18 protein-coding genes are annotated in these 26,421 nt (G+C 61.1%); 6 read left to right on the top strand and 12 right to left on the bottom strand.

Features of this window, described 5'->3' with window-relative positions; all coding sequences use genetic code 11:
• The first annotated feature begins 57 nt into the window (after window positions 1-57).
• The 3 genes from TU74_RS02405 to TU74_RS02415 are packed head-to-tail and all read left to right on the top strand — an operon-like array spanning window position 58 to window position 5,536.
• A complete protein-coding gene (locus TU74_RS02405; RefSeq protein WP_048374899.1) occupies window positions 58-1,302 on the top strand; it encodes an exonuclease SbcCD subunit D C-terminal domain-containing protein in 1,245 nt (414 codons plus the stop codon).
• Window positions 1,299-4,940 (top strand): AAA family ATPase, encoded by a 3,642-nt coding sequence (locus TU74_RS02410; RefSeq protein ID WP_048374900.1) that lies wholly within the window; start codon window positions 1,299-1,301, stop codon window positions 4,938-4,940. Before TU74_RS02405 ends, TU74_RS02410 begins: the two co-directional genes overlap by 4 nt.
• On the top strand, window positions 4,937-5,536 hold the full coding sequence (locus TU74_RS02415) for a glutathione S-transferase (RefSeq protein WP_048374902.1): 600 nt from the start codon (window positions 4,937-4,939) through the stop codon (window positions 5,534-5,536). The genes TU74_RS02410 and TU74_RS02415 overlap by 4 nt, the downstream gene beginning before the upstream one ends.
• 80 nt (window positions 5,537-5,616) lie before the next feature.
• On the opposite strand, the gene TU74_RS02420 is transcribed toward TU74_RS02415, so the two are convergent.
• From TU74_RS02420 to TU74_RS02445, 6 genes are all read right to left on the bottom strand, one after another.
• Window positions 5,617-6,789, bottom strand: coding sequence for a lactonase family protein (locus TU74_RS02420; protein ID WP_048374904.1), 1,173 nt, complete (start codon window positions 6,787-6,789; stop codon window positions 5,617-5,619).
• Window positions 6,779-7,078 (bottom strand): DUF5629 family protein, encoded by a 300-nt coding sequence (locus TU74_RS02425; protein WP_048374906.1) that lies wholly within the window; start codon window positions 7,076-7,078, stop codon window positions 6,779-6,781. The genes TU74_RS02420 and TU74_RS02425 overlap by 11 nt, the downstream gene beginning before the upstream one ends.
• Before the next feature lie 70 nt (window positions 7,079-7,148).
• Window positions 7,149-11,873, bottom strand: coding sequence for a dermonecrotic toxin domain-containing protein (locus TU74_RS02430; protein ID WP_048374907.1), 4,725 nt, complete (start codon window positions 11,871-11,873; stop codon window positions 7,149-7,151).
• Window positions 11,874-11,997: 124 nt separating this feature from the next.
• The gene (locus tag TU74_RS02435) at window positions 11,998-13,578 is read right to left on the bottom strand and encodes an aldehyde dehydrogenase (NADP(+)) (protein ID WP_048374908.1); all 1,581 of its coding nucleotides are present in this window, start codon (window positions 13,576-13,578) and stop codon (window positions 11,998-12,000) included.
• Window positions 13,579-13,591: 13 nt separating this feature from the next.
• Window positions 13,592-14,584: an AraD1 family protein gene (gene araD1, locus TU74_RS02440; RefSeq protein WP_047294256.1), complete on the bottom strand. Its 993-nt coding sequence runs from the start codon at window positions 14,582-14,584 to the stop codon at window positions 13,592-13,594.
• A 21-nt stretch (window positions 14,585-14,605) separates the two neighbouring features.
• Window positions 14,606-15,928, bottom strand: coding sequence for an MFS transporter (locus TU74_RS02445; RefSeq protein WP_047276503.1), 1,323 nt, complete (start codon window positions 15,926-15,928; stop codon window positions 14,606-14,608).
• Between the two features lie 188 nt (window positions 15,929-16,116).
• Between TU74_RS02445 and TU74_RS02450 the strand changes: the two genes are divergently transcribed.
• Both TU74_RS02450 and TU74_RS02455 read left to right on the top strand, forming a co-directional pair.
• Complete coding sequence (locus TU74_RS02450; RefSeq protein WP_047276501.1) at window positions 16,117-17,853, top strand: IlvD/Edd family dehydratase; 1,737 nt, start codon at window positions 16,117-16,119, stop codon at window positions 17,851-17,853.
• A gap of 124 nt (window positions 17,854-17,977) precedes the next feature.
• The gene (locus TU74_RS02455) at window positions 17,978-18,694 is read left to right on the top strand and encodes a FadR/GntR family transcriptional regulator (RefSeq protein WP_048374911.1); all 717 of its coding nucleotides are present in this window, start codon (window positions 17,978-17,980) and stop codon (window positions 18,692-18,694) included.
• Between the two features lie 67 nt (window positions 18,695-18,761).
• On the opposite strand, the gene pepN is transcribed toward TU74_RS02455, so the two are convergent.
• The 6 genes from pepN to TU74_RS02485 all read right to left on the bottom strand — a co-directional run bounded on the left by pepN (window position 18,762) and on the right by TU74_RS02485 (window position 25,325).
• The gene (gene pepN / locus TU74_RS02460; RefSeq protein WP_048374913.1) at window positions 18,762-21,419 is read right to left on the bottom strand and encodes an aminopeptidase N; all 2,658 of its coding nucleotides are present in this window, start codon (window positions 21,417-21,419) and stop codon (window positions 18,762-18,764) included.
• A gap of 12 nt (window positions 21,420-21,431) precedes the next feature.
• A complete protein-coding gene (locus tag TU74_RS02465; RefSeq protein WP_048374915.1) occupies window positions 21,432-22,262 on the bottom strand; it encodes a DUF2797 domain-containing protein in 831 nt (276 codons plus the stop codon).
• The gene (locus TU74_RS02470) at window positions 22,259-22,519 is read right to left on the bottom strand and encodes a YeaC family protein (protein ID WP_047276494.1); all 261 of its coding nucleotides are present in this window, start codon (window positions 22,517-22,519) and stop codon (window positions 22,259-22,261) included. The genes TU74_RS02465 and TU74_RS02470 overlap by 4 nt, the downstream gene beginning before the upstream one ends.
• A gap of 75 nt (window positions 22,520-22,594) precedes the next feature.
• Window positions 22,595-23,467 carry a rhomboid family intramembrane serine protease gene (locus TU74_RS02475; protein WP_048374918.1) on the bottom strand — a complete coding sequence of 291 codons (873 nt, stop codon included), beginning with the start codon at window positions 23,465-23,467 and terminating at the stop codon, window positions 22,595-22,597.
• Window positions 23,464-24,435 carry a metallophosphoesterase gene (locus TU74_RS02480; protein ID WP_047276490.1) on the bottom strand — a complete coding sequence of 324 codons (972 nt, stop codon included), beginning with the start codon at window positions 24,433-24,435 and terminating at the stop codon, window positions 23,464-23,466. Before TU74_RS02480 ends, TU74_RS02475 begins: the two co-directional genes overlap by 4 nt.
• Window positions 24,435-25,325: an NAD(+) kinase gene (locus TU74_RS02485; RefSeq protein ID WP_047275519.1), complete on the bottom strand. Its 891-nt coding sequence runs from the start codon at window positions 25,323-25,325 to the stop codon at window positions 24,435-24,437. The genes TU74_RS02480 and TU74_RS02485 overlap by 1 nt, the downstream gene beginning before the upstream one ends.
• A 104-nt stretch (window positions 25,326-25,429) precedes the next feature.
• Between TU74_RS02485 and TU74_RS02490 the strand changes: the two genes are divergently transcribed.
• Complete coding sequence (locus TU74_RS02490) at window positions 25,430-26,386, top strand: DUF1853 family protein (protein WP_048374920.1); 957 nt, start codon at window positions 25,430-25,432, stop codon at window positions 26,384-26,386.
• Window positions 26,387-26,421 lie beyond the last annotated feature (35 nt).

Below are 26,421 nucleotides of genomic sequence, written 5' to 3' on the forward strand. Positions count from 1 at the left end.
GCGGGCATGCTCCCGGCCTGACGCGACCGCTGATGACCTTTTTAAACGGATTCTGTTATGCGCTTGTTTCACACTTCCGACTGGCATTTGGGGCAAAACCTCCATGGCCAGGAACGTGACTTCGAACACGCCTGTTTTCTTAACTGGCTGCTGGCCCAATTGGCCACCCGGCAACCCGACGTGCTGTTAATTGCCGGGGACATCTTCGACACGGTCAACCCGCCGGTCAAAGCCCAGGAACGCCTTTACGACTTCATCGTCAGCGCCCATGAACAGCACCCCGCGTTAACCATCGTGATGATTGCCGGCAACCATGACTCCGGCTCGCGCATTGAGCTGCCTGCCCCGCTGATGCGGCGCCTGCGCACCCACGCGCTGGGTCGTGTGCTGTGGCTTGACGATGGCCAGCTCGATGCCGAGCGCCTGATGATCCCGCTGCCGGACGCAACCGGACAGATCGCGGCCTGGTGCCTGGCGTTGCCGTTCCTGCGCCCCGCCGAGGTCACGGGCGCACACTTGGGCGATGACTACCTGCGCGGCATCGGTCAGGTGCATGAGTGGCTGATCGAGGCCGCCAATGCCAAACGCCAGCCCGGTCAGGCGCTGGTAGCCATCAGCCATGCGCACATGGCGGGCGGTTCGGTCTCCGAAGACTCGGAACGCAGCCTGATTATCGGCAACGCCGAAGCCCTCCCCGCCAGCCTGTTCGGCCCAAGCATCAGCTACGTGGCCCTCGGGCATTTGCACAAGCCGCAAAAGGTCAATGGTGAAGAGCGGATTCGCTACTGCGGCTCGCCCATTCCCCTGTCCTTTTCGGAAATCAGCTACCCGCATCAGGTGCTGGAGGTGCAACTGGAGGGCGAAACCCTGGTCAGCGTTGAGCCCTTGCTGATCCCCCGCGCGGTCAATCTGCAACGCATCGGCCCGGCGCCACTGAGCGAAATTCTCTCGCAACTGAGCGGCGTGCCGGACGTTGATCTGCTGGCCGACACCCAGCGCCAGCCGTGGCTCGAAGTGCGGGTGATCCTCGACGAACCCCAGCCAGACCTGCGCCAGCAGATTGAAACCGCGTTGCAAGGCAAGTCCGTGCGCCTGGTGCGCATCAGCGCCGAGTATGCGGGCACGGGTAAACGCGGGGACGAAGACGACAACGCGCGGCTGATTGAACTCGACCAGTTGACCCCGCAAGAGCTGTTCAGCCGGGCCTGGCTAGACAGCTATGGCCGCGAGGCCGATGAACAGACCCTCAAGGACTTTGCCATGTTGTTGCAAGACGTACAGCTGGAGGGCGAAGAGCCATGAAAATCCTCGCCATCCGCCTGAAAAACCTCGCATCGCTGGCGGGCCCGTTTGAACTGGATTTCACGGCTGAGCCCCTGGCCAGCGCCGGTCTGTTCGCCATTACCGGCCCCACCGGCGCCGGTAAAAGCACCCTGCTCGACGCTTTGTGCCTGGCGTTGTTTGGCGCCGTGCCGCGCCTGAACAACACCGGCCGCGATGCCAAAGTGCCCGATGTTGACGGCGAGATCGCCACTGGCGACCCGCGCACCCTGCTGCGGCGCGGCACGGGCGAAGGCTATGCCGAAGTGGATTTTCTCGGCATCGACGGACGCCGCTACCGGGCGCGCTGGGAAGCCAACCGCGCGCGGGAAAAGGCCACCGGCAAGCTCCAGGCCAGCCGCCAGAGCCTGCGCGATCTGGACAGCGATCAATTGCTGGCCAGCCAGAAAGGTGATTACAAGGTCCAGCTCGAAGCGCGGCTGGGGTTGAACTTCGAACAGTTCACCCGCGCCGTGATGCTGGCCCAAAGCGAGTTCAGCGCCTTCCTCAAGGCCGACGACAACGAACGCAGCGAACTGCTGGAAAAACTCACCGACACTGCGCTGTACACCCGTCTGGGCAAACGCGCTTTCGACAAGGCCAAGGAAACCCGCGACCTGCACAAGCAGCTACAGGATCAAGCGGTGGGCATTACGCCCCTGTCGCCTGACGCTCGCCTCGAACTGGATCAACAATTCACCCTGGCCCAACAACAGCTCAAGGCCCGGCAAGGCCAGCTCAAACAGCTGGAGCAGCAACACGTCTGGCTCAAGACCTTGCGCGAACTGCAAGAACAACACCAAAGCGCCGCCGTGCAGTTGCAGCAGGCGCAAGGGCTGTGGGACAGCCAGGCCGGTGAACGCGACACCCTGCACTGGCTCGAACAACTGGCCCCCCAGCGCCATCAGTTTGCACGGCTGGCCGAGCTGGACGCGCAGGTGCGTCCACTCACGGCGCAGATGGCCGACCATCAACAACAACACGCGCAGTTAGAGGCACAACACGCGCAACAGGAGCACACGCTGGAAGCCGCGCGGCTGGCGACGGAGCAGGCCCAGGCCATGCACCAGCAGTGCGCCACGCCACTGCAGCAGGCCTATACAGAACAGGCCAACCTGCAACGGCTCACTGACACGCTCGACAAGCAACGCGCCCTCAAACAGCAAGCCGACACCGCCAGTGCGGCGGGCCAACAACGGCTCGACACCCTGATCGAGCGCCAACAACGCAGCACCGAACAGCTGTCACAGATTGCCCAACAGCTTGAGCACAGCGCTGAACTGACGCCGCTGGCCAATGCCTGGGACGCCTGGCGCCCGCGCTTGCAGCAACTGGTGCGCTTGAGCACCACCCTAAGCACCGGTCAACACGAGCTGCCGGCCCTGGAGCAACGTGCCCTGCACGCCGCGCAGCAACTGACTGAACAGCGCAACAGCCTGGAAATCCTGTTTCAGGAAGCGGCGGCCGAACCCCACGCCGTCAACGAGCAAATCCAGGCGTTGGGCAGCTTGCTCAAGGACAATCGCCAGCAGCAGCGCGACTACGAAGACTTGCAGCGGCTGAGCAGCACTCAACAGGCGCTGGACGACCGGCTACAGGCCCTGCAAAGCAAATTGCAGGCGCTGCAATCAGAACGCGAACAGCGGATCGAACTCGGCACCCTGACCAAAAAACAGTACGAGGCGGCCGAGCAGGCACTGAACCTCACCCGCCAACTGCTGGAACGCCAGCGACTGGCCCGCAGCGCCAGTGTTGAAGAACTGCGCGAGCACTTGCAGGACAACCAGCCGTGCCCGGTCTGCGGCAGCCACGAGCACCCGTACCACCAGCCCGAAGCCCTGTTGCAAAGCCTCTCGCGCCATGACGAAAACGAAGAGGCGGCTGCCCGCAAGGCCGTGGACACACTCAAGGCCACCCTCGACCAACTGCGTGAACAGGTCAGCGGCCTGAATGCACAACTGCGCGAACTGCGCCTGCAACATCAGCAATTGCTGGACGACCAACAGGCACTCGCCCCCAGCCTGGAGGCGCACCCGCACCATGCGCAATGGCAGGACCAACCCGCGGCCAAGCGGGCGCCGTGGCTGGCCCATCGGCTTGAACAATTGCACTACAGCATCAGCCGTGACGAAGAACGTCAGAACGCCCTGCTCGCCCTGCAAAGGGATGCCGCACAACTGCAAGGCGACATCCAGCGCAGCAGCGACGCCAGCCAGTTGGCCGCCCGGCAACTGGCCGACCAGCAGGTGCAGCTCAACGCCGACGCCCAGCGCCTCGAAGAGGAACTGGCGGCGTTCTCCAGCCTGTTGCCTGCCGAGCGCCTGGCCGAACTGCGTGCGCACACGTCGGCCTGTTTCATGGCGTTGGATCAACAGGTGGCCGAGCGGCTTGCGCACCTGGAGCAACAACGCGACGAACTCGCCGAGCATGCGGCGCGCAGCCAGACCCTCGAGCGCGAGCAGGTGCAGCACAGCCATCAGCGCTCCCAGCAGGACGCGCTGCAACAAGCCCTGGACGAATGGCTCGCGCAGCAACATGCCAGCAAGCAGGCCCTGCACGCCCTGCTGGGCCCACACAGCAGCGCCGAAGCCTGGCAGCAACACCTTGAACAGGCTCTGGAACAGGCCCGCACCGCGCAAGCCCATGCCAGCGACACCGTGCAGGCTACCACCCGCCAACAGATCCAGCTGACGGCTGAACTCAAGGCGCTCCGCGAGCGTTTGCAGGCACTTGAGCAGGAGCACGCCACGTTAACGGCGCAGGTCGCTCAATGGCGTGCCTTGCACACTGGCGTGGATGACGCACGCCTGCATCAATTGTTGGCCCATGACGAACCACAGGTGCGGTCACTGCGCGAGCGTCTGTCAGGCAGTGAAAAAAACCTGGAGCACACCCGGGTTCTGCTTCAGGAACGCGAACAGCAACTCGCCCGGCATCAGGCGCAGGCCAACGGCAATCTGGACGCCGAGGCCCTGACCCAAGCCCTTGACGCGCTGAACGTCCAACTGGAGGTGAGCGAACAATTGAGCGCCGGACTGCGCGCGCAACAAGCCGAAGACGACCGGCGCACTGAGGCCAATCAAGCGCTGGCGCAGCGCACGGCGCAGGCCTATGACGAGTGGCAGCGCTGGGCGCGGCTCAGTGATTTGATCGGTTCGGGCACCGGGGACAAATTTCGCAAGATAGCCCAGGCTTATAACCTCGACCTGCTGGTCCACCACGCTAATGCCCAACTGCGCCAACTGGTGCGCCGCTACCGCCTCAAGCGGGGCGGCAGCATGCTGGGGTTACTGGTGATGGACACGGAAATGGGCGACGAACTGCGCTCGGTGCATTCGTTGTCGGGCGGCGAGACCTTTTTGGTGTCGCTGGCCTTGGCCCTCGGGCTGGCGTCCATGGCGTCCAGCACGCTGAAAATCGAATCGCTGTTTATTGACGAAGGCTTCGGCAGTCTCGACCCCGAATCCTTGCAACTGGCGATGGACGCGCTGGACGGATTGCAGGCGCAGGGACGCAAGGTCGGGGTGATTTCACACGTGCAGGAAATGCACGAACGGATTCCGGTGCAGATACAGGTTCAGCGCCAAGGCAACGGGCTGAGCACGGTGCAGGTCAAATGAGCCTGCACACCCTCTACTCGTTCCGCCGCTGCCCCTACGCCATGCGCGCCCGCATGGCCCTGCGCTACAGCGGTGTCCCGGTGTCGATCATTGAGGTCAGCCTCAAAGCCAAGCCCGCCCAGATGCTGGCCGCTTCGCCCAAGGGCACGGTGCCGGTGCTGGTGTGCGCCGACGGCCGGGTCATCGAGCAGAGTCTGGAGATCATGCACTGGGCCCTGAGTCAGAACGACCCCGACGTTTGGCTGCCAGCGGACCGGCCTTTGATCGAAGCGTTGATTGAAGAAAACGACACCCGCTTCAAGGTGCTGCTGGACCGCTACAAGTACGCCGTGCGCTACCCCGAGTACCCGATGGAGCATTACCGCGCGCAAGGGGCGGTTGTGTTGCAGCGGCTTGAGTGCCTGCTTGAACACACCCCTTACCTGACCGGCACCACGTTGACCCTGGCCGACGTGGCGCTGGCGCCGTTCATACGCCAGTTCGCCCACGTGGACCGCGCGTGGTTCGCGCAAGCGCCCTACCCTAAATTGCAGGCCTGGCTTGAACGCTTCCTCGCCTCAGGGTTGTTCACGGCGGTGATGGCCAAACAGCCCTGAGCGACAGGGGTTGAGGGCGCAAAAGGGCCGAAACGTCCCTGCGCCTGTCGACTCGTGCGCAGAGACGCAGCCGCCCAGGGTTACGGCCGGTTGATGAACTTGAGGTCGGACGGTGCGTCCATCGACAGGTGTTGCACGGTGTCGCCCAGCTTGCCGGTCTGCGGATCGCGTTCCACGACCACGATGTTGTTGCTCATCTGGTTGGCGATCAGCACAAACTTGCCGTTAGGGCTGAGGGCGAACTCACGGGGGTGATCGCCTTCAACGGAGCGGCGCTGCAGATGCGTCAACTCGCCATTGGCGGGGTTAATCGCAAAGACCAGCAATTCGTTGGCCTTGCCCCGGTTACTGACGTACAGGAACTTGCCGTCGGCGCTGGTGTGCAGGCCGCCTGCGGCGCGGTTACCGGCCGGTTGGCCCGGAGCCAGTTCTACCGCCTGACGCTGTTTGAGCTGACCGTTGTCGTAATCGAACACAAATACCTGAGCACTCATTTCTGTGGTCAGGTAAGCGTGCTTGCCATCGCGCGCGAACAACAGGTGGCGCGGGCCGCTGCCCGCAGGCAGTTCAATGGCAGCCGGTTCGGCGGGGATCAGCGGATGCTCGGGGTTGGCTGCGGGGTCGTAGCGGTAGACAAAAATCTTGTCGGCGCCCAGATCGTTGGCATAAACGAATTGGCCGTCCGGGGATGACACCACCGAGTGCACGTGCGCGGACAACTGGCGTTCAGGGTTGACCCGGCTGGCCGGGTGGCTGCTCATTTGGGTCACGGGCTGCAACTGGCCCTGCGCATTGATCGGCAACACCGCCAGGCTGCCGCCGGGGTCGGCATGCACGCCATAGTTGGCCACAAACAGATAACGCTCATCATGGCTCAGGCTGGAGTGCGTGGGCTCTTCGCCCAGGGTTTTGACCTGATTGACCAGCGTCAGCTCATGGGTTTTCGGGTTGATCGCGACACTGCTCACGCGCCCCACCCCATCCGCCTGGCCTTTGCCGTTTTCGTTGACCACGAACAGCCGCTGCTGGTCGGCGGACAGTGTCAGCCATGAAGGGTTGGCCGATTTGAACACTTGCAGCGGTTCAGGGGTGATACGCCCTTTTTCGCTGTCGAACTGCAAGCGGTAGATGCCCTGGCTTTTGCCCTGGGTATACGAACCGACAAGCAACTCCACTTCACGCTCGGAGGACGCCTGCGCCGACATCGCGCCCACGCTTGAGGCCATCAACAGCGGCAACCATTTAAGCTTCATCAACCACCTCACACGCGTCGTCATCATTGCTTGCGCTCAATGCGCTGAGGCAGACCAGGCGGTGCTCGCCCGAGTCGCCCACGAGGGTCCAGCTTTGCAGGCTGTCGTCAAAAACCGCCGCGTCGAGCTGTGGGGGTGTAAAACTCCAGCGCTTTTCGGCGCGGCCATCCATGCACTTGATGAGCAATTGCACATCATCCAGAGAAAAATCCCAGGCGTGCAGCCCGTCAATAATCAGCATGTCGCTGCTTTCAAGGGCCGCACGCATGGTCTGGTTTGAATCGCTCATTAATCATTCACCTGTTGGAAAGGCGCAATGATAGGTCAAACCAGCCCCTTTACCCATGCCTGTCTGTCTTTCACTGGACGTCCAGCGCCAGAAATCGTTCCATCAGCATCTTTTGACTGATAGGCGCGTAATACACCTGGGTCGGCGCACGCCCGGGTTTGGCTTTGGCATCTTCAGCTGGCTGGCTGGCATACCGTTGAGCCGCCAGCTTGAAATGGGCCGCTTCCACGTTCTGCGCCGGGCTGTCGGCCGCTTTGTAATGCAAATGCGCATACCAGAGCACGTTGCCGGCGGTGTTTTTGATTTCGTACTCCTGCACGAAGTCCTGACGTTCCCCGCGCAAGGCCACACGCGGCTCGAGTTTGTTCACGCTGACGTGTTGCTTCTCCAGCAGGAAGTTAACCGTGGCGGTGGTGGGTGGTAACGACATCAGCAGCTCAACGCCTTGGGAACGCAGCAGCGCCGCGCCGTTTTCCAGGCGTTTGATGTACATCGGCACGGTGCCCGGCTTGGGGTGCTCGACGGCAGGCTCATCGGGGGCAGCCTGTTTGATCTCCAGCACCAGCCGATCCAGTTTTTGCGCGTAACGGTCGAGAATTTCTTCCAGTTCCAACGGGAATCGGGACCGCTTGGCGTAACCCTTGACCCGACGGATTTGAGCGTTTAGACCCTCCAACAGGGTATTGGCCTCGGTTTTCAAGGCTGATAAGGGCCGCGCTGGGAGCACAACAGGCGCCTGCACCTCAACCCATTGGTCCGGGGCCGTCTCTTTGAATGTGACGGTCAAGTGAGGTGCGGGGCTGTTACTTCTCACACTGGCGCCTGACATGTCCCCCACATCAACCACCTCACCTTCCTGACCGGCGTCCGCTCTGGGGGTGCCGATCAAAATGCCTTTTTTGCGCGTGCGTACAATTTTTCGGGTGTACGTGGGGGTACGCACAGGGTGCGGCTGCTCAGGTAACCACTCTGTGTGCGCCCTGGCCTGGGCCTGCAACATCGCTTCGGCTTTTTGATCCAACTCAGCCAGTGCTGAAAGCACGTGTTCAAACGCAGTCATGTTCAACCGCGCTCCGGCCTCTTCTCGGAAAATCCCCAACGCATCGTCCGCGCGGGCGTAACGCTCACGGATATCGGTGAGAATTTCGCTGCGCTCATCAAGGCTGAACAGGGCTTGATCTTCGAGCGCGTAGTGCGTTTGTGCGGTGTAAAACAAGTCAGTCAGCGTTTTTCGCACGTTATGCCAATCTGCGCTACCGGGTGAATCAATCAACAGGTCAGGAAAAATAAGCAACTGGTAAGCCCGGCACACCGTGTTGGAGCGGTAGTGAACGGTGTCTGATTGTTCAAACATCGCATAATTTTTTTGCGCTTGCGCTGCTGTCGAATAGCCCAGCTTGGGGACGGCGCGCAATTTTTTGATATAGGACTCAAGCTCAACATAAGAGGCAGCGGCCTTATCAAAGGCCTCCACCATGGACTGGCAATCGTTTCGATAGGCAGGGGACCGAAGCAGATCAACATTGACCAACTGACCGTGGGTGCTGAATACCTCGGGATGTTGCAACTTGAAAACGCCCGTGAGCAAAAAATAACAATCAAACAATGTGCTGTTCAGGCGAATCAGGTACTTGTAGAAACCGACCAGATTGTTCGGGTCATTGTCTTCGGACAGCACTTCCTGCTTCTCCAGAAACAGACTCAACGCCGATTCGTACTCTGGTTTTTGACGCTCAATGACCTCTATATAACGTTCCAGTGCTGCGCGACGTTGTGCCAAGGGGGTTGTTTCAAACTCACTGATATTGGCCTTGTCACTCAGCGCTTGCACCCTCGACATTTCTGCTTCCAGCACTTTGGACCGGGCGTTATAGCGCGTCAGTTGTTCACGCAGTTCATTCAACCGTTTAATACGTTGCTCTTTCTTGATGGACACTCGGGTTTTAGGCGCCCCTCCCCGCAGCCGGACGCGCAAATCATATGTCCAGATACCTCTTTCATTGCGAACAATACGAGGCCCGCGATCCTTTGAATCGTGAGGATTGACCAGATACACATCGTCCTCTTCCAACTGCACGCGATAGATCCATTTATCCACCTCGGCATAGAACTGGTAGTTAAGCCTGAGTAAGCCTTGATAAGGGCCGCGCGCTACCGGCGGGCTGTCTTCTTTAAAGCCTTCGACGTGATTACGGTCCAGCCACGTCAATTGTGCGCGCGTGTATTTGACTTGCGGGTTGGTAAACCACGAAAAGTCCAGCTCGGTTTGACGGTTTCCAACCACCACACTCACATCATGGACCTGTGGCAAATCGAGGGTGGCGGCTGCCGTTAACGGTTGGCGCTGTGCCCGTTCCCGAAGACTGGCCGGGATCAGAACCGCCTCGGCCTGTTGCTGTATGGGTAACGGACGTTGACCTGCAACCGGGCGAAGATGCAAAAGCACCAGTGCGCAGTTGAATAACAAATCAATTATTGCCGCTGCTTTCTCTGGTTCATCATCCGAGCGCAGCGCTTCTATATCGTGCTGCACCGCCAGATAAGTCATGCTGATGCCCGCGATAAGGCGTAACGGCCAGGCCAACGGGAGATTGGGGACAATCGCACTGAACACGAGCCAGCCGCCAGTGACCAGCGACTGCCAACGCTCCTCAACATTGGAAACAGTTTGCCGATCCGCCAACTCACTAAGGGTTCGGGCCAGTTCCAGGTACAGGGTGTGCATGAAGTCCTGGTTCAAGGCAAAATCGCCCAGCTTGGCTGCCCCGGGAATCACGGGGGGTGAGTGATCGTCATGCACATGCCGTGACGGCAGATTCAGACGATAAAAACCGCCCGCTTCATAGAGTTTGCGGGCATCTGAGGGCAGCCACTGCAATACGTTGTTTTGCAATTCCCCGGCTTGAGCAATCGCTGCAAACAATGCGTCCCATGAGGGGAATTCGATCAAGGGCTGCTTGTGCAACGGTCGGTACAACACGTGAGGCCCGGCAAGCACGTTCAGCGGGCCGATCACAAACATGTTGCGGGCGGTATGCGGCGGGGCTTTAGGGGCTGACAAAAACTTCAATGGCCGGATGCTCACCGGCTCCCCGTCCACCCTGCGCATTTGCGGGTCGAGGTGCATCAGGGCCTTCACCCACCGAAAACCGCGCTCCGTGAACGAACACAACCTGCGAATCTTGCATTCCAGCGCCTGTAAAACCAGTTGAACGCGCAATTCTTCAGTGAATAGCTTTTCGCGGCGCAGGGCTTGATCGGGGTCGGCAGTCAAACACTGCTCAATCCAGCGCGGATAACGCAGACCAATATTGACGGTTTTGATCAATGTCCTGATGTACGCCGGGGTCATCCACCAGCCCTGAATTAATTGACCTTTGGCGTGACGGATTGTCATGCGGCTGCTTCGCGCGGCGGACAGATTCGCCACGGCCAGTTGTGTGAGGGTCAACGTGTAGGGGTTGAGTGTGCCAATGGTGCCCTCGCCGCCCGGCCCTACCGGGTCCAAAAACGTCAGTTCAATATCGTCAGGCTCGTAACCCGGAGCGAGTGGCTGGTCATGGCGCATCTGCTGGCGCAAGGCATTGGCGGTGAAGGTAAACAGATCCGGGATGTCGTCGTTGAAGCGCTTGCCCTTTGCTTGTGTGTACACGCTGGCCAACGCGACCAGTTGCGAGCGGTATTCAAAACGATCCCCCGCAGTGGCATTTTGTAACCACTGCGGCAGCGCCGAATAAACAGGTGCCAGATTGATCGGTGCGGGCTCTTCACCCACGCCAAAGACGGCGGCGGTGTCAGTGACGTCCCTGACACATTGCTCCAGTGCCTGGAGTGGCATGGGCTTTTCAAGGGCCAGGATGGCGTCCAGTTGACGCTCAAGGACACACATCGCCTGAGTATCCAGAAAGTTACTCGCAGTCTCGTACAGCACGCACTTGACACGTTGCAGGCGATAGCGGGTGGCGAACCTCATGTTCCATGTGCGCGTAAACAGATCCAGCAAAGAAAAACGCTCAATGGCGCCGCCGGGTTTGCAATAAAACCAGGTGCTCAGGCGACCTTCGACATGTTCGATGAGGATGTCGGGGGTCACGACATTGAACGTGCGCCCGGTCACAAACCTGCCAGCCACGCTATGCACGTTTACGCGGGTGTTCGAATCAAAGATCCTCTGCGCACGTGGGCGGTCCCTCAAACGTTCATTGCGATGGGGGTAACGCAGCACCTGTCGCAGATGGCTGCGTTGACTGTCGGTGAGATTGCTCGCCCGGCTGATGCTGCTCAGCAACTGATCCTGAATCATTGTGCCCAGCCAGAGCAGTCGGCTTGTGCCGGTATTGCCAGGTTGATTCCAGTACGTGACGTGAGCGTGTTGCAGTGCAACCTGCCAGATGCTCATAACGTCCATCAACAGAGGCTCGATACGGGTCATGGGTTCAATGAGTGTGAACCCTCCGGGCGGCGCAGGCGGCGCACTCATCGCCACGAAACACGCGTCGTCAGCGAGGTACCTGTAGTTGAGTGGCTCTCGGCTGGCGATATGCTCAAGCAGTTCATCAATCAATAAACGGTAGCGCTGCGTGGTCAGGGCGTTGCCCTGAGCATCGACGGTCAGCACGATATAGGTTTTGCTGAGGTCAAAAGCGTGCTGCCTGAACGACTCGGTCAGTAGCTCTGTCAGCAGTTGCGTGACCACACCGCGCACCGTCGGACGCGTTGCAAACTGTGCGGCTACCGCTCGCTGAATGGCAAAAGTGCCATACACCGGTAGGGAAGATGTTACGGAGTCGGACATACGGGCTTCCTTATCAAGGCGCAGGGATAAGCCCCTGCCTGACAGGAAGAGTTAAAGGATTTGCCACGCGGTGAGTGGTAGCCGGCTATGGCGGGGGTTAATCGTTGACCAACCCCCGACGGGATTACAGGGGGGTGCGCGTGGTCTGGCCATCCACCAGGCGCTGGATGCCCAGCGGATTGGCGTTTTTTAACGGCTCGGGCAGCAGGCTGTCCGGGTAGTTCTGGAAGCACACCGGGCGCAGAAAACGGTCGATGGCCAGCGTACCGACTGACGTGCCCCGGGCATCCGAGGTCGCCGGGTAAGGCCCGCCATGCACCATGGCATCGCACACCTCGACACCGGTCGGGTAGCCATTGATCAAGATGCGCCCGACTTTTTGTTCCAGCAAAGGCGTCAGCCCGCCGAACTGTTGCAGGTCCTCGGGCTCGCCAATCAGGGTGGCGGTCAGTTGGCCGTGCAGGCTCTGGATCGCGGCGTCCAGTTGGGCCGCGTCTTGCACTTCGATCACCACCGTGGTTGGCCCGAACACTTCTTCCTGCAACACCGGATCACCTTCCAGCAACAGCCGCACATCCGCCTTGAACACCTGCGGCTGTGCTTGTGTGCCTTGCTGGGCAAGGCCTGCAAGGTGTTCGACAAGGGCATGTTCGGCCAGTTGGCTGACCCCCTTGGCGTAGCTGCGCAGCGTGCCCGCATTGAGCATGGTCTGCGCGGGTTGTTCATTGATTTGCCCGGCCAGTTGCTCGATGAAGGCGGTGAATGCGGGCGAGCGCAGACCGATCACCAGCCCGGGGTTGGTACAGAACTGGCCGCAGCCTTGCACCACCGAGGCGGCCAACTCGCGGGCTACCGTGGCGCTACGCACCTGCAAGGCCTGCGGCAGGATGATGACCGGGTTGATGCTCGACATTTCAGCGAACACCGGAATTGGCTGCGGCCGCGCCGCGGCCATGTCACACAACGCGCGCCCGCCCTTGAGCGATCCGGTGAAGCCCACGGCCTGAATCGACGGGTGCTTGACCAGCGCCTCCCCGACGCCTGCGCCATAAATCATGTTGAACACGCCTTGAGGCATGCCGGTACGCTCGGCGGCACGCAAAATGGCATCGGCCACCTGTTCCGCAGTCGCCATGTGCCCGCTGTGCGCCTTGAACACCACGGGGCAGCCAGCCGCCAGCGCTGAAGCGGTATCCCCCCCTGCCGTGGAAAAGGCCAGCGGAAAGTTGCTGGCGCCAAACACGGCGACCGGGCCAAGCCCGATGCGGTACTGGCGCACATCCGGACGCGGCAGCGGGGTGCGCTCAGGCAGCGCCTGATCGATGCGGGCCGCGTAAAAATCACCACGGCGCAATACCGTGGCGAACAAACGCATCTGCCCGCTGGTGCGACCCCGTTCGCCTGCAATTCTGGCGGCCGGGAGCGCGGTTTCACGGCATACCAGCGCCACAAACTGATCGTCCAGGGCATCCAGTTCATCGGCAATGGCGTCCAGAAACGCTGCCCGGCGTTCAGCGCTCAACGCTTTGTAGGCCGGGTAAGCGGCGGCCGCAGCGCAGGCGGCACGGTCCACCTCTTGCGCGGTGGCCTGGTAAAAGTCGTAGGGCAGTGCCTGGCCCGTGGTGGCGTCCACACTGTTCACGATGACGCTGCCTTGGGCGCTGCGTTGGCCGCCGATGTAGTTGTGGCCGAGAATCTGAGTCATACCTGCTCTCCTTTTAAAGTGTGCCGACAGCGCCGGGCTCGAACACCGCGTCAACCGGCGCAATGCCGTTGATCAGCGGTGCGCCGAAGGCCGACTGGGTTATTTCAAAACGGTCGCCCGCACGGGTGCGTACGCCATCAGCGAAAGACAGCGTCGCCGTGCCGAAAAAGTGCACGTGCACATCGCCCGGCCGTAAAAACTGGCTGTATTTGAAGTGGTGGTATTCGAGGTTTTCCAGGCTGTGGCACATGTTGGCTTCGCCGCTCAGGAACTCGTTCTCCCAGAGCACTTGACCATCACGCAGGATGCGGCTGCTGCCGGACAAATGCCGGGGCAAGTCGCCGACCCGCAGCTCCGGGCCAAACGAGCAACTGCGCAGTTTGGAATGGGCCAGGTACAGGTAGTTTTTGCGCTCCATCACGTGGTCGGAGAACTCATTGCCCACGGCAAAGCCCAGCCGGTACGGCTTGCGGTCATGACCGATGACGTACAGGCCGCCGATTTCTGGCTCTTCACCCGCGTCTTCGGCAAACGGCGGCAGCGGGAACGGTTCGCCCGGCCGCACGACAATGCTGCCATCGCCCTTGTAAAACCATTCGGGTTGCACCCCGGCCTCGCCTGCGTCGGGCTTACCACCCTCCACGCCCCATTTGAAGATGCGCATGGTGTCGGTGAGTGCGGTGTCGTCGTGGGCCTGCTGGTGCATTTTGTCCCGGGCCGAGGCACTGCCCAGGTGGGTAAGCCCGGTGCCACTGATCAGCATGTGGGCCGGGTCCGGGTGATCCAGCGGCGGCAAGATCCGGCATTCAGCCAGCAACGCCTGATAGTCATGGGTGATGCCCAGCCCCAGCGCTTCGATCTGCTGTGCCAGCGACACCCCGGCGTCGATCGCGGCCAGTGCCACCTCGCGCACGCTGGTGCAACCGGACACTTCGCAGATCAGGTCGTCCTGCACCACGCCCACGCGGCGCTGGCCATTGTTCAATTCAAACTGTACTAAACGCATGTTGAGCCTCACTGGGGCAATTCAGGGATGGGTGGCAGGCTGGGCGCTGGCCGCGAATTCACTGGGGTTGAGCACGTGCTTGCGTTCCAGTTGGCGGTACACCACGACGGTCAGGCACAGGCCGAAGACCATCACGCCCGACAGGAAATACAGGCCAGAGGCCAAGTGCCCGGTGTATTCCTTGAGTGCGCCAATCACGAACGGGCCGATGTAGCCGCCCAGGTTGCCCACCGAGTTGATCAGGGCAATTCCGGCTGCGGCACTGGCGCCCGCAAAGAAACGCCCAGGCAAGGTCCAGAAAATCGCAGTGCAGGAAAACAGCGCAAACGCCACCAGGCACAGCGCGGCCAGTTGCATGACCGGCACCGTCAGCCAGGCACTGAAGAACAGGCCGATGGCGCCCAGCACGTACAGCACGCCGAGGTGGCCATAGCGGTCGTTGAGGCGGTCCGAGCTGCGCGGGATAAACAGCAGGCCGATGATGCCGAACACATAAGGCACCGACGACACAAAACCGGTGGTCAGGTCGCTGCCGCCAAACTGTTTGATGAGCGTCGGCAGCCACAGCCCGAGCCCGTAAATGCTCAACGTGACCGGCAGGTAGAACAGCGCCAGCAACAGCACGCGCTTGTCTTTCAAGGCATGCAACGGGTTGCCGTGCCGGGTCTGCCCGTAGGCTTGCAGGTCTTTTTCCAGCTCACCCATTAACCAGTCTTTTTCACCCTGCTCCAGCCAGTTGACCTGTTGCGGGCCGTCCGGCAAGTAGCGCAGCACCGGCCAGGTCAGCAGGATCGCCGGGGTGCCGATCACGATGAACAGCCATTGCCAGCCATGCAGGCCGAGCACGCCGTCCATGCCCAGCAGACCGCCGGAAATAGGCCCGGTGATCATCATGGCGATGGGTTGCGAAAGGATGAACAGCCCCAGAATCTTGCCCCGGTGGCGCACCGGGAACCATTGGGTGATGTAGTACAGAACGCCCGGAAAGAAACCGGCTTCGGCCACCCCCAGCAGAAAACGCATCACATAAAAACTGTGAGGCCCCTGCACAAAGGCCATGCCAATGGTGATGGCGCCCCAGGTGATCATGATGCGGGCAAACCAGCGTCGCGCGCCGAAGCGCTCAAGCATCAGGTTGCTGGGGATTTCCATCAGGAAGTAACCGATGAAGAACAGGCCCGCGCCCAGTCCATAGGCGGCGTCGCCAATGCCGACGTCGGCCCCCATGTGCAGTTTGGCGAAGCCCACTGCCGAGCGATCCACGTAGGCAATCAGGTAGAGCAAGACCAGAAAGGGAATCAGTTTGAGCGTGATGCGACGAATAAGCCGGAGTTCCTGGCTCATGAGACGGTCTCCCATTGTTTTTGTTATGGCACCTCTGGAGTGGCCTCAGGTGAATACACACCAGGATCAGCTCTCAGTCGAATCGACTATATAGTAATACTATTTACTCAACAACACTTCCAAACTGGCTTTTTAAGCGCTACTTTAGGGTCATAAAAATCAATTAGTCATACAATAAGAGAGCCGCCATGTCTGATAAAACCCCGCCACTGCGTTCCGCCCAATGGTTTGGCAGCGCTGATAAAAACGGCTTCATGTACCGCAGCTGGATGAAGAATCAGGGCATTGCCGACCACCAGTTTCAAGGCAAGCCGATCATTGGCATTTGCAACACGTGGTCGGAGCTGACCCCGTGCAACGCGCACTTTCGTACCATTGCCGAACACGTCAAACGCGGCGTGATCGAGGCCGGGGGCTTTCCCGTTGAGTTCCCGGTGTTCTCCAACGGCGAATCCAACCTGCGCCCTACTGCCATGCTGACCCGCAACCTGGCGAGCATGGACGTCGAAGAAGCCATTCGCGGCAACCCGATCGATGGCGTGGTGTTGCTCACCGGCTGCGACAAAACCACCCCCGCCCTGCTGATGGGCGCCGCCAGCTGCGACGTGCCAGCCATCGTGGTCACGGGCGGCCCGATGCTCAACGGCAAGCACAAAGGCAAGGACATCGGCGCAGGCACCATCGTCTGGCAAATGCACGAGTCCTATAAAGCGGGCAACATCAGCCTCGACGAATTCCTCTCGGCAGAAGCGGGCATGTCGCGTTCGGCCGGTACGTGCAACACTATGGGCACCGCTTCGACCATGGCCTGCATGGCCGAAGCATTGGGCACCTCACTGCCGCACAACGCGGCCATTCCGGCGGTGGATGCGCGGCGCTATGTGCTGGCTCACATGTCGGGCATGCGCGCGGTGCAGATGGTGCGCGAAGACTTGCGCCTGTCCAAAGTGCTGACCAAAGAAGCGTTCGAAAACGCGATCCGGGTCAACGCCGCGATTGGCGGCTCGACCAACGCCGTGATCCACCTCAAAGCCATTGCCGGACGCATCGGCGTAGACCTGGAACTGGACGACTGGACCCGCATCGGGCGCGGCACGCCGACCCTGGTGGACCTGCAACCGTCCGGGCGTTTTCTGATGGAAGAGTTCTACTACGCCGGGGGGCTGCCCGCCGTACTGCGGCGCATGGGCGAGCATGACCTGATCCCGCACCCGAACGCGCTGACCGTCAATGGCCAGAGCCTGTGGGACAACGTGAAAAACTCACCGATTTATGGCGACGACGAAGTGATCCGCGCCCTCGACAACCCGTTGGTGGCAGACGGCGGCATCTGTGTGCTGCGCGGCAATCTGGCGCCTTTGGGTGCGGTGCTCAAACCCTCGGCCGCCACCCCGGCACTGATGAAACACCGCGGTCAGGCGGTGGTGTTTGAAAACTTCGACATGTACAAGGCGCGCATCAACGACCCTGAGCTCAAGGTCAGCGCCGACTCGATTCTGGTCATGAAAAACTGTGGACCCAAGGGTTATCCGGGCATGGCGGAAGTCGGCAACATGGGTCTGCCCGCCAAGTTGCTGGCCCAGGGCGTGACCGACATGGTGCGCATCTCGGATGCGCGCATGAGTGGCACCGCGTACGGCACCGTGGTGTTGCATGTCGCGCCGGAAGCAGCGGCAGGCGGGCCTTTGGCGGCAGTGCAGGAAGGTGACTGGATCGAGCTGGACTGCGCGTCCGGGCGTTTGCACCTGGACATCCCGGACGCTGAACTGGCGGCCCGGCTGGCGGATATTCAGCCCCCGCAAAAGCTGCTGGTCGGCGGGTATCGTCAGCTGTACATCGATCACGTGATGCAAGCCGATCAGGGCTGTGATTTTGACTTCCTGGTGGGCTGCCGTGGCGCCGAGGTGCCACGCCATTCCCATTGAGCCACTGCCACCGTCGACGACGCCGCCAGCGGCTTCGTCGTCGGCGTCAATGTGAGGTGTATAAGCCTTGAGTCCGCGCCTGCTATGATCGGCGCTTTTCACCGACAGGATCGACTCGCCCCCAATGGATTACCGTCAGCCTTCCGAGCGCAAAAGCATGCATGCGCGCATCGTTCAAGAACTCGGCATGCAGATTGTTTCCGGGCGTTTCAAACCCGATGAGAAATTGCCGGCCGAAGCCTTGCTGTGCGAGGAGTATGCCGTCAGCCGCCCGGTGTTGCGCGAAGCGACCCGGGTATTGCTGGCCAAGGGGCTGGTCTATTCCAAACCCAGGGTCGGCACCGTGGTCAAGCCGCGCCGCGAATGGCACATGCTCGACCCGGACGTGCTGCATTGGCTGATGCAGTGCTCGCCGCAAAATGAGTTTTTTGCCTTGCTCACCAGCGTGCGCAGCATCATTGAACCTGCCGTCGCTGCCCTCGCCGCCCAACATGCGACCGACGAGGAAGTGGCGTCGATCCGCGAAGCCTACGAGCGCATGGAAAACGCCCCCACGCCCGAAGCCCTGCTGCAACCCGACCTGGATTTTCACAGCCGCATTGCCGATGCCACCCACAACGACCTGTTGGCCAATTTGTGCAACATGTTGTCACTGGCACTGCGCGAGGCGTTGAAGCATTCGAACCGCCGCCCCAACCTGCATCAATTGGCGCTGCCCCGGCACAAGGCAATTTTGACCGCCATCGAAAACCATGACGCGCTGGGTGCGCGCCATGCAACGCTGGTTCAACTCGATGACGCGCGCACGGCGCTGGACGTGGTGCTGGGGCACAGTCACTGACCGGCCCCACCGCTCCTGCTTCGCCCAGGCCCGTCAGCTGACCGGGGCGAAACCTCGCCCGGCGTGTTTACGCCAGACTTTTGCTCACCACTTCAAACACATCGCTGGACAGATCACCGCAGGTGCGGATGCGCTCAAGTTCGGCCTTCATCAGCGCCTGGCGGGCGCTGTCGTATTTGCGCCAGCGGGTCAGTGGCGCCAACTGCCGCGAGGCGATCTGCGGGTTGAAGGCGTTAAGCTGGATCACCAAGTCCGCCAGGAAGCGATAGCCGGAGCCGTCCGCCGCATGGAAGTTGATCAGGTTCTGCCCCGCAAACGCCCCGATCAACGCCCGGACCTTGTTCGGGTTCTTGAGGGTGAACGCCGGGTGCTGCATCAACGCCTTCACCCGCTCCAAACCACCGGGCAAGGTGCAACCGGCCTGCACACTGAACCACTGGTCCATGACCAGCGGATTGTCCTTGAAGTGCTCGGCAAAACTGGCCAGCGCCTTGGCCTTCTCGGCGTCGAACGGTGAGTTGACCAGCACCGCCAGCGCCGTCAGGCGCTCTGTCATGTTGTCGCTGTGTTCGAATTGCTCCAGAGCCGCAGCCAGTACTTGCGGCTTGCCGGTGAGCATCAGGTACGACAGCGCGATGTTTTGCAGGGCGCGGCGGGCAAAGTGTTCGGCTTGCGCCACGTACGGCGTGGCTTTGGACACCTCGCGGTTGGCCTGATAGCGCGCCCACAAGGCGTCATGCAGGCTTTCAGCCAGGTGCTGGCGGGCAAACTCACGGGCCGCGTGAATGGCGTCGACGTCAGCGATCTCGCTGATTTCGGCCAGGTAAGCCTCACCCGGCAAAGACAGCATCTCGGCCACCATCGCCTGATCCAGTTGCTCATTGCCCAACACGCTGCGCAAGGCTGCTACCAGACGCGGGTCCATGACCAGCGCTTCACCGCGCTGATACTGGCCAATCAGGTCTTGCAACACTTGCACCGCCAACTGCTGGCCGGCTTCCCAACGATTAAAACCGTCGGTGTCGTGTTGCATGAGGAACATCAGTTGGTCGCGACTGTACGGGAAGTGCAATTTGACCGGCGCCGAGAAGCCGCGCAGCAAGGACGGCAGCGGCTGTTGGGCCATGCCGGTAAAGGTGAAGGTCTGTTGCGCCTCGGTGACCGACAACACACGATGGGTGCCCACCGCCGCCGACTCGCCTTGCAGGTGCAGCGGGAGTTCCTCGCCGTTGGCGTTCAGCAAGCCCAGCGCCACCGGGATCACGAACGGCAGTTTTTCAGTCTGGCCGGGGGTAGCCGGGCAGCTTTGGGCGAAGGTCAGGCTGTAGGTCTGTTTAGCGGCATCGTAGTGTTCGGTGACATTCAGACGCGGCGTACCGGCCTGGCTGTACCAGCGCTTGAACTGGGTCAGGTCCACGCCATTGGCGTCTTCCATGGCCTTGATGAAGTCGTCGCAGGTGACGGCTTGGCCGTCGTGGCGGTCGAAATACAGGTCGCTGCCTTTACGGAAGCCTTCGGCCCCCAGCAAGGTGTGGAGCATGCCGACCACTTCCGAGCCTTTTTCGTAGACGGTCAGGGTGTAGAAGTTGGAAATCTCGATAAAGCTGTCCGGGCGCACCGCATGGGCCATGGGGCCGGCGTCTTCAGCGAACTGGTGGGTGCGCAGGTAGGCCACGTCCTGGATGCGTTTAACCGTGGCCGAGTTCATGTCCGCCGAGAAACCCGCGTCGCGGAACACGGTGAAACCTTCCTTGAGCGACAACTGGAACCAGTCGCGGCAGGTCACGCGGTTGCCCGACCAGTTGTGGAAGTACTCGTGGGCCACAATCGCTTCGACGCGCTGGTGCGCGGCGTCGGTGGCGGTCTCGGCACGGGCCAGCACGGCGCTGGAGTTGAAGATGTTGAGGCCCTTGTTTTCCATGGCGCCCATGTTGAAGTCGTTGACGGCCACGATCATGAAGATGTCCAGATCGTACTCACGGCCGTAGGTGTCTTCGTCCCAGCGCATGGATTTTTTCAGGCTGTTCATCGCGTGCTGGCATTTGTCGATGTTTTCCGGTTCGACATAAATGCGCAACGCCACCTCGCGGTTGCTCCGGGTGGTGAAGGTGTCTTCAACGCACCACAGATCACCGGCCACCAGGGCAAACAGGTAGGCCGGTTTCTTGAACGGGTCTTCCCAGGTCGCCCAGTGCCGACCGTCTTCCTCAGGGCCGCTGCCCACCGGGTTGCCGTTGGACAGCAGCACCGGGTATTTGTGTTGGTCCGCGATCACCGTGGTGGTGAAGAGGCTCATCACGTCGGGACGGTCGAGGTAATAGGTGATTTTGCGGAAGCCCTCGGCCTCGCACTGAGTGCAAAACAGGCTGCCGGACGTGTACAGGCCTTCGAGTGCAGTATTGGTCTCAGGATGGATTTTGACGCTGGTATCCACCACAAACTGCGCGCGTTGCGGGTGCAGGGTCAAATGGCTGTCGGTGAGCTGATAGTCGGCGTCGGTCAGCTCCACGTCATCGAGTTTGACCGATAGCAGTTCCAGCTGCTGCCCATCAAGCACCAGTGGCGGCAGGCCCTCGCCCCGGGCCGGATTGCGGCGCATCACCAGTTGCGCATGAACCAGCGAGTGGTCCTCGAACAATTCAAAGGTCAGGTGCGTTTCGTCGATCAGATACTCGGGCGCCTGATAGTCCTTGAGGTAGATCATTTTGGGTTGTTCGGTGCGCATGCTGGAGTCCTTTTACTGATGCACGGCCAGCTGGTAGGCCGTGTATTTGCGAATGTTGATAACGCCGGTGTCGAAGATCAGGTATTGGCCCTTGATCCCCATCAGCGTGCCTTCCACGATCGGGTCTTTGTCCAGGTTGAAGCTCACGATCTTGCTCGGGTACTGCTCGACCGGGTAACGAATCTCGACAGGCTCGACGCCTTGCAACGGTTGGACCGCCTGCAGACCAAATCGCTCCTGCAGTTGTTGCAGGCCCTGGGCGCAGCTCTCAAACAGTTGCTCACGCACGGCAACGAGGTCCACCGGGGCGGCATCGCCCTTGAGCAGTGCACGCCAGTTGGTACGGTCTGCCACCTGAGAGCGGAACAGGTCTTCGACAAACCCCGATTGCTGGCGCGTGGCGACCCGCACGATCGGCAGCGCCTGGCTGGCGCCCTGATCGAGCCAGCGGGTGGGCAGTTGCGTGGCACGGGTAATGCCGACTTTAACCCCCGAGGAGTTGGCCAGGTACACCACGTGGTCAGTCATGCAGAACTGCTCGCCCCACGACGGATCGCGGCAAGTGCCAGCATCATAGTGACAACGCTCGGGGCTCATGATGCAGACGTCGCACTGCGCCAGCTTGGTCATGCACGGGTAACAGTAGCCCTGGCTGAAGCTCTTCTTGGTTTTACGCCCGCAATGGGTGCAATTGATGCTGCCCAGGTACTCCAGACGCAACCTGCTGCCGATCAACGGATTGACCGGCACCTCGGTATCGCCCAGACGAAATGCGTATTGAACGGTCGGCGCCTCAAGGCTGACCGACATCTTGCTGATTGCACCGCGACCAATCTCAATCAATGGATAGCATCCGATTTGAACAGGATGTTAGGCACCGAAATGGATTTGGAGCTGCACTCTTGCGGGCCCATGTAACCGGTACGTTCTTCTTCGGGCAGGTTTTGCACTTCCCAGGCGATCATGGCCTGCAACGACAGCTCACGCTGTTCGGCGGTCAGTTTGTTGCCGTCCGCCCATTTGCCGATTTCCACGGCCAGTTTCAGGCTCTGATAGATCTCGGGGGTGATGTTTTGGATCATTTCGTTGAAAGAGGACATGGTTCGTTTCCGCTCTTGAACATCAGATGAGGTGTATGCGGTCGCTGCCCGCGCAAGGCAGCAACCCCAGGTGTTTCATTTAGCCTGCTTGCGGCGCGCCCACAGCCCGCCCAGCAAGCCGGTCAGGCAACCGATCAACAACCCGCCGACGTGAGCGGCGTTGGCGATCTGGCCGAAACCGATCAGCGATACCAGTCCGGACATGCACACGGCCAGCCAGACCAGCATCATCACCAATACCCCACGAGGCAGGCGATACAACGGGTTCGGCGCCATGAGCTGGTAAATCCACACATGCCCCAACAAGCCGTACAGCACCCCGGACATGCCGCCGAACAGGCTCGGGCCGCCAAACAGGTATTGGGCGAAGTTGGACACCAGGCTGAACAGCAAGCTCAACCCGATCAGGTTGATGCTGCCCTGACGCAGTTCAACGCGTCGACCCAGTTCCCAGTACCACATGCCGTTCATGGCGATGTGGAGGAAACCGAAGTGAATCAGCATCGGGCTGAACAATCTCCACCACTGCCCTGCCGCCAGGCTATCCGACAAAGGTGTGAACTGGATGTATTGGCCACGGATGCTGAAATCAAGGAACGTCAGCCCGCTGAGAACCGACAGGTTTTCACCCAGTTGCGTCACCACGGCCACGATCACGCACAGCAGTAGGATAGTCGCGGTGGCCGGGCTGTCACGCAGTTGCTGGACCCACCCCGGGCGCGCCATGGCGGGCGGGGGCTCGACAACCGGCACGTGGCCTTCGGGGTCGCCTTGAGGGAAGCGTGCGTACAGGCTGCGCACCTCCCCGGCAATGCTTTCGGGCGCCCAGACCACTTGCTCGCCCGCCTCTTCGCTGACCCGATGCGGCACGTGCATGCGCTGGAGCAGGCTGACAAATCCGCTCAGGTCAACCGACAGGGGCAAGCGTAAAACCTCAACAGCACTCATTGAATAGCCTCCGGGCGATCAACGTCCACCCATACAAATTTGTGCGGATCGAGGCGTTTTTCCTGATCCAGACGGTAGGCCACCAACTTGCCATACAACACGGCGCTGTAATCCAGGCAGGCCAGGTTAGGCCGGATCGGCGCGGGTTTGCCGCTGCGCCAGTAATGCCCGACGAACAACATCGGCTCTTCAATGCCATAGCGCAGCAAGGCGCCTTTTTCGGAGGGCGACAGCGGCTTGCGGGCCACCCGTTCCGGCAAGGCGTCTGGCTGGAACACAATGTCACCGTAGGTTTTGGGGTCGTCTTCCCAGAATTTGGTGCGGAAGAACGAACGCGTCAGGCCATCCCCGCCGGTCAGTGTCATGCCGTCGGGCAGGCGCATGTCGGTGCCGCGCAACAAGCGGTTAAAACTCATGCTGGCAAAGCTTTCAGGCTCGGCCGCCGCTTGCAGGAAATGTTCATCGATGCAGCCATCGGGAAATTGTGCACGCAGGGTCGCAATGACGTCGGCGTCCCAGCAGGCATGCACCACGCGGAACCGTCCGGCGTCGACAAACAGCGGCATGTCGTAAAACCATTGCACGAACTCGCGCCATTCGTCGGGGTAGTGCGCAAATTGCTCCAGGGTTTCGTGGATCAGCCGGGTATGGCGCGGGTTATGCTCCCGCACAAACTGCTTGCCACTGCCCGCCGGGGCCGGGGTGCACCAGCCCAGCGCGTTGAATTCATGGTTGCCCATCAGGCACAGCGCCTGACCGGCTTGCACCATGTCATAGACGATATGCAGCGATTCGCGGATCCGCGGCCCACGGTCAATGATGTCGCCGAGGAACACCGCCATGCGCTGCGGGTGCCGCCAGACACCGGCAAGTTTGCGATAGCCCAGACGCTCCAACAGATGCTCAAGGGTATGAGCACAGCCATGCACGTCACCGATCAGATCGTAACTGCGCGCCGGATCGAGCATCAGTCGCTCCTGCCGCCCAGTCGGCTGCCCCAGCCAAGCTTGGTCCGGCACACTTCATAGTAGTTGTGGTCCAGCGGGTGAATCAGGCGCAGCTTTTGCGCTTTTTTGCTCACGGTGATGGTGTCGCCCGGCGCGCAGGTGAAATGGTTCTGACCGTCGCAGGACACCTGCGGGTAAATCTGCATGTCCTTGGCCACCACGATTTTCAGTTCGCTGTTGCCGTCCACCACAATCGGGCGGCTGCTCAAGGTGTGCGGGTACATGGGCACAATGACGATGGCATCCAGCTTGGGGTGCATGATCGGGCCGCCAGCCGACATGGCGTAGGCGGTGGAGCCGGTCGGCGTGGCGACGATCAGGCCGTCGGCCTTCTGGCTGCAAACGAACTGCCCGTCAATGTGCAATTCAAATTCGATCATGCGCGTGGACTTGCCGGGGTGCAGCACCACGTCATTGAGGGCGTCGCCCTGGCCAATGGCTTCGCCGTGACGGCGCACTTCGGCCTGCAGCAGAAAGCGGTTTTCCACCAGATAGTGGCCGTCAAGCACTTCGGCGACTTTGACTTCCAGTTCATCGGGACGGATGTCGGTCAAAAAGCCCAGGCTGCCACGGTTGATGCCCAGCACCGGGACATTGTGCCGCGCCAGCGCACGGGCGGCGCCGAGCAAACTGCCATCGCCGCCCACCACGATGACCATGTCGCACACTTCACCGAGCATTTTGCGCGACGAGGTTTGCAGGCCATGGCCGGGCAGCACTTCGGCGATGGTGTCTTCGAGGATCACGTGCATGTGCCGCTCGAGCAGGAATTTTTTCAGTCGGCGAACCGTGTCGAGCACTTGAGAACTGCCCAAACGACCAATGATGCCGATATTACGAAAGTGCTCCATGAGGCTCCTGCGGGGTACGTGACGGGCGAAAACAGCGATTATGGGCGAAAGGACACGATAGACAAAACCCTTTCAGCCCGTGAGCAAAAGGCTATGCTCGCAGCATGATCCTCTTCCCCGACTTGCTCAACCTGCCCCGCCAGTTACGTCACCCCGAGGTGCGTGATCTGGCGTGGGTGATTCTGGCCCCGCCCATGCTCAGCCAAACGCCCTGGCCTCAGCGCCACCCGCTGACCGGTAGCGACTGGGTTCAGGCGCCACATTGGCTGGAAAACTGGCTGCGCGACCTTGACCGGCACAGCGAGCCGTTGCAGCAGTGGCTGGCGCTGGCCACCACCCGCAGGCTGGGGCGTTACTACGAGCGGCTGTGGCAGTTCGCCATAACCCACGCCCCCGGTGTCGAGCTGGTGGCCGCCAACCTGCCCATTCGCGTGGGCGGGCATACGCTGGGCGAGCTGGACATGCTGTTACGTGACCGTGACGGCGCGCATCATCTGGAACTGGCGATCAAACTTTACCTCGGCCCGCCACACGGCGACGGGCACGACCCGGCGCACTGGCTGGGGCCGGGCAGCAATGACCGGCTGGACCGCAAGCTCACGCATTTCAGTCAGCATCAGTTACCGATGTCCAGCCGCCCAGAATGCCGCGAGATTCTGGCCGCCCTGGACATTCAGCATGTCAGTGCGCACCTGTGGCTGGGCGGTTACCTGCTGTATCCGTGGCCCGGTGAAGCGCAGCCTCCGGCCGGCGCGCATCCGCTGCATTTACGCGGCCGCTGGCTGCACCAGCGCGACTGGCCCGCGTTTGTCCGCCAAAGGCCCGCCGGGTGCTGGCAGCCCCTGCCGCGGCATGCCTGGCTGGCACCTGCGCACTATGGGCCGGACGGGCTTTGGGATGACGCGCAATTGCAGGTCTGGCTGGCCGAACTGCACCCGCAGGCTCCCGCGCAGCTGTTGGTGCGCCTGACGCCCACGCCCGACGGTGATTGGGAAGAAGCCGAGCGCCTGTTTCTGGTTTCGGATTTATGGCCTCATGTGCCTGGCAACCCTGAAAACTGATGCATCTCAGCGCAAATGTACGCAGACGTATTACT

Source organism: Pseudomonas lundensis (assembly GCF_001042985.1).
Taxonomy (GTDB): Bacteria; Pseudomonadota; Gammaproteobacteria; order Pseudomonadales; family Pseudomonadaceae; genus Aquipseudomonas; species Aquipseudomonas lundensis.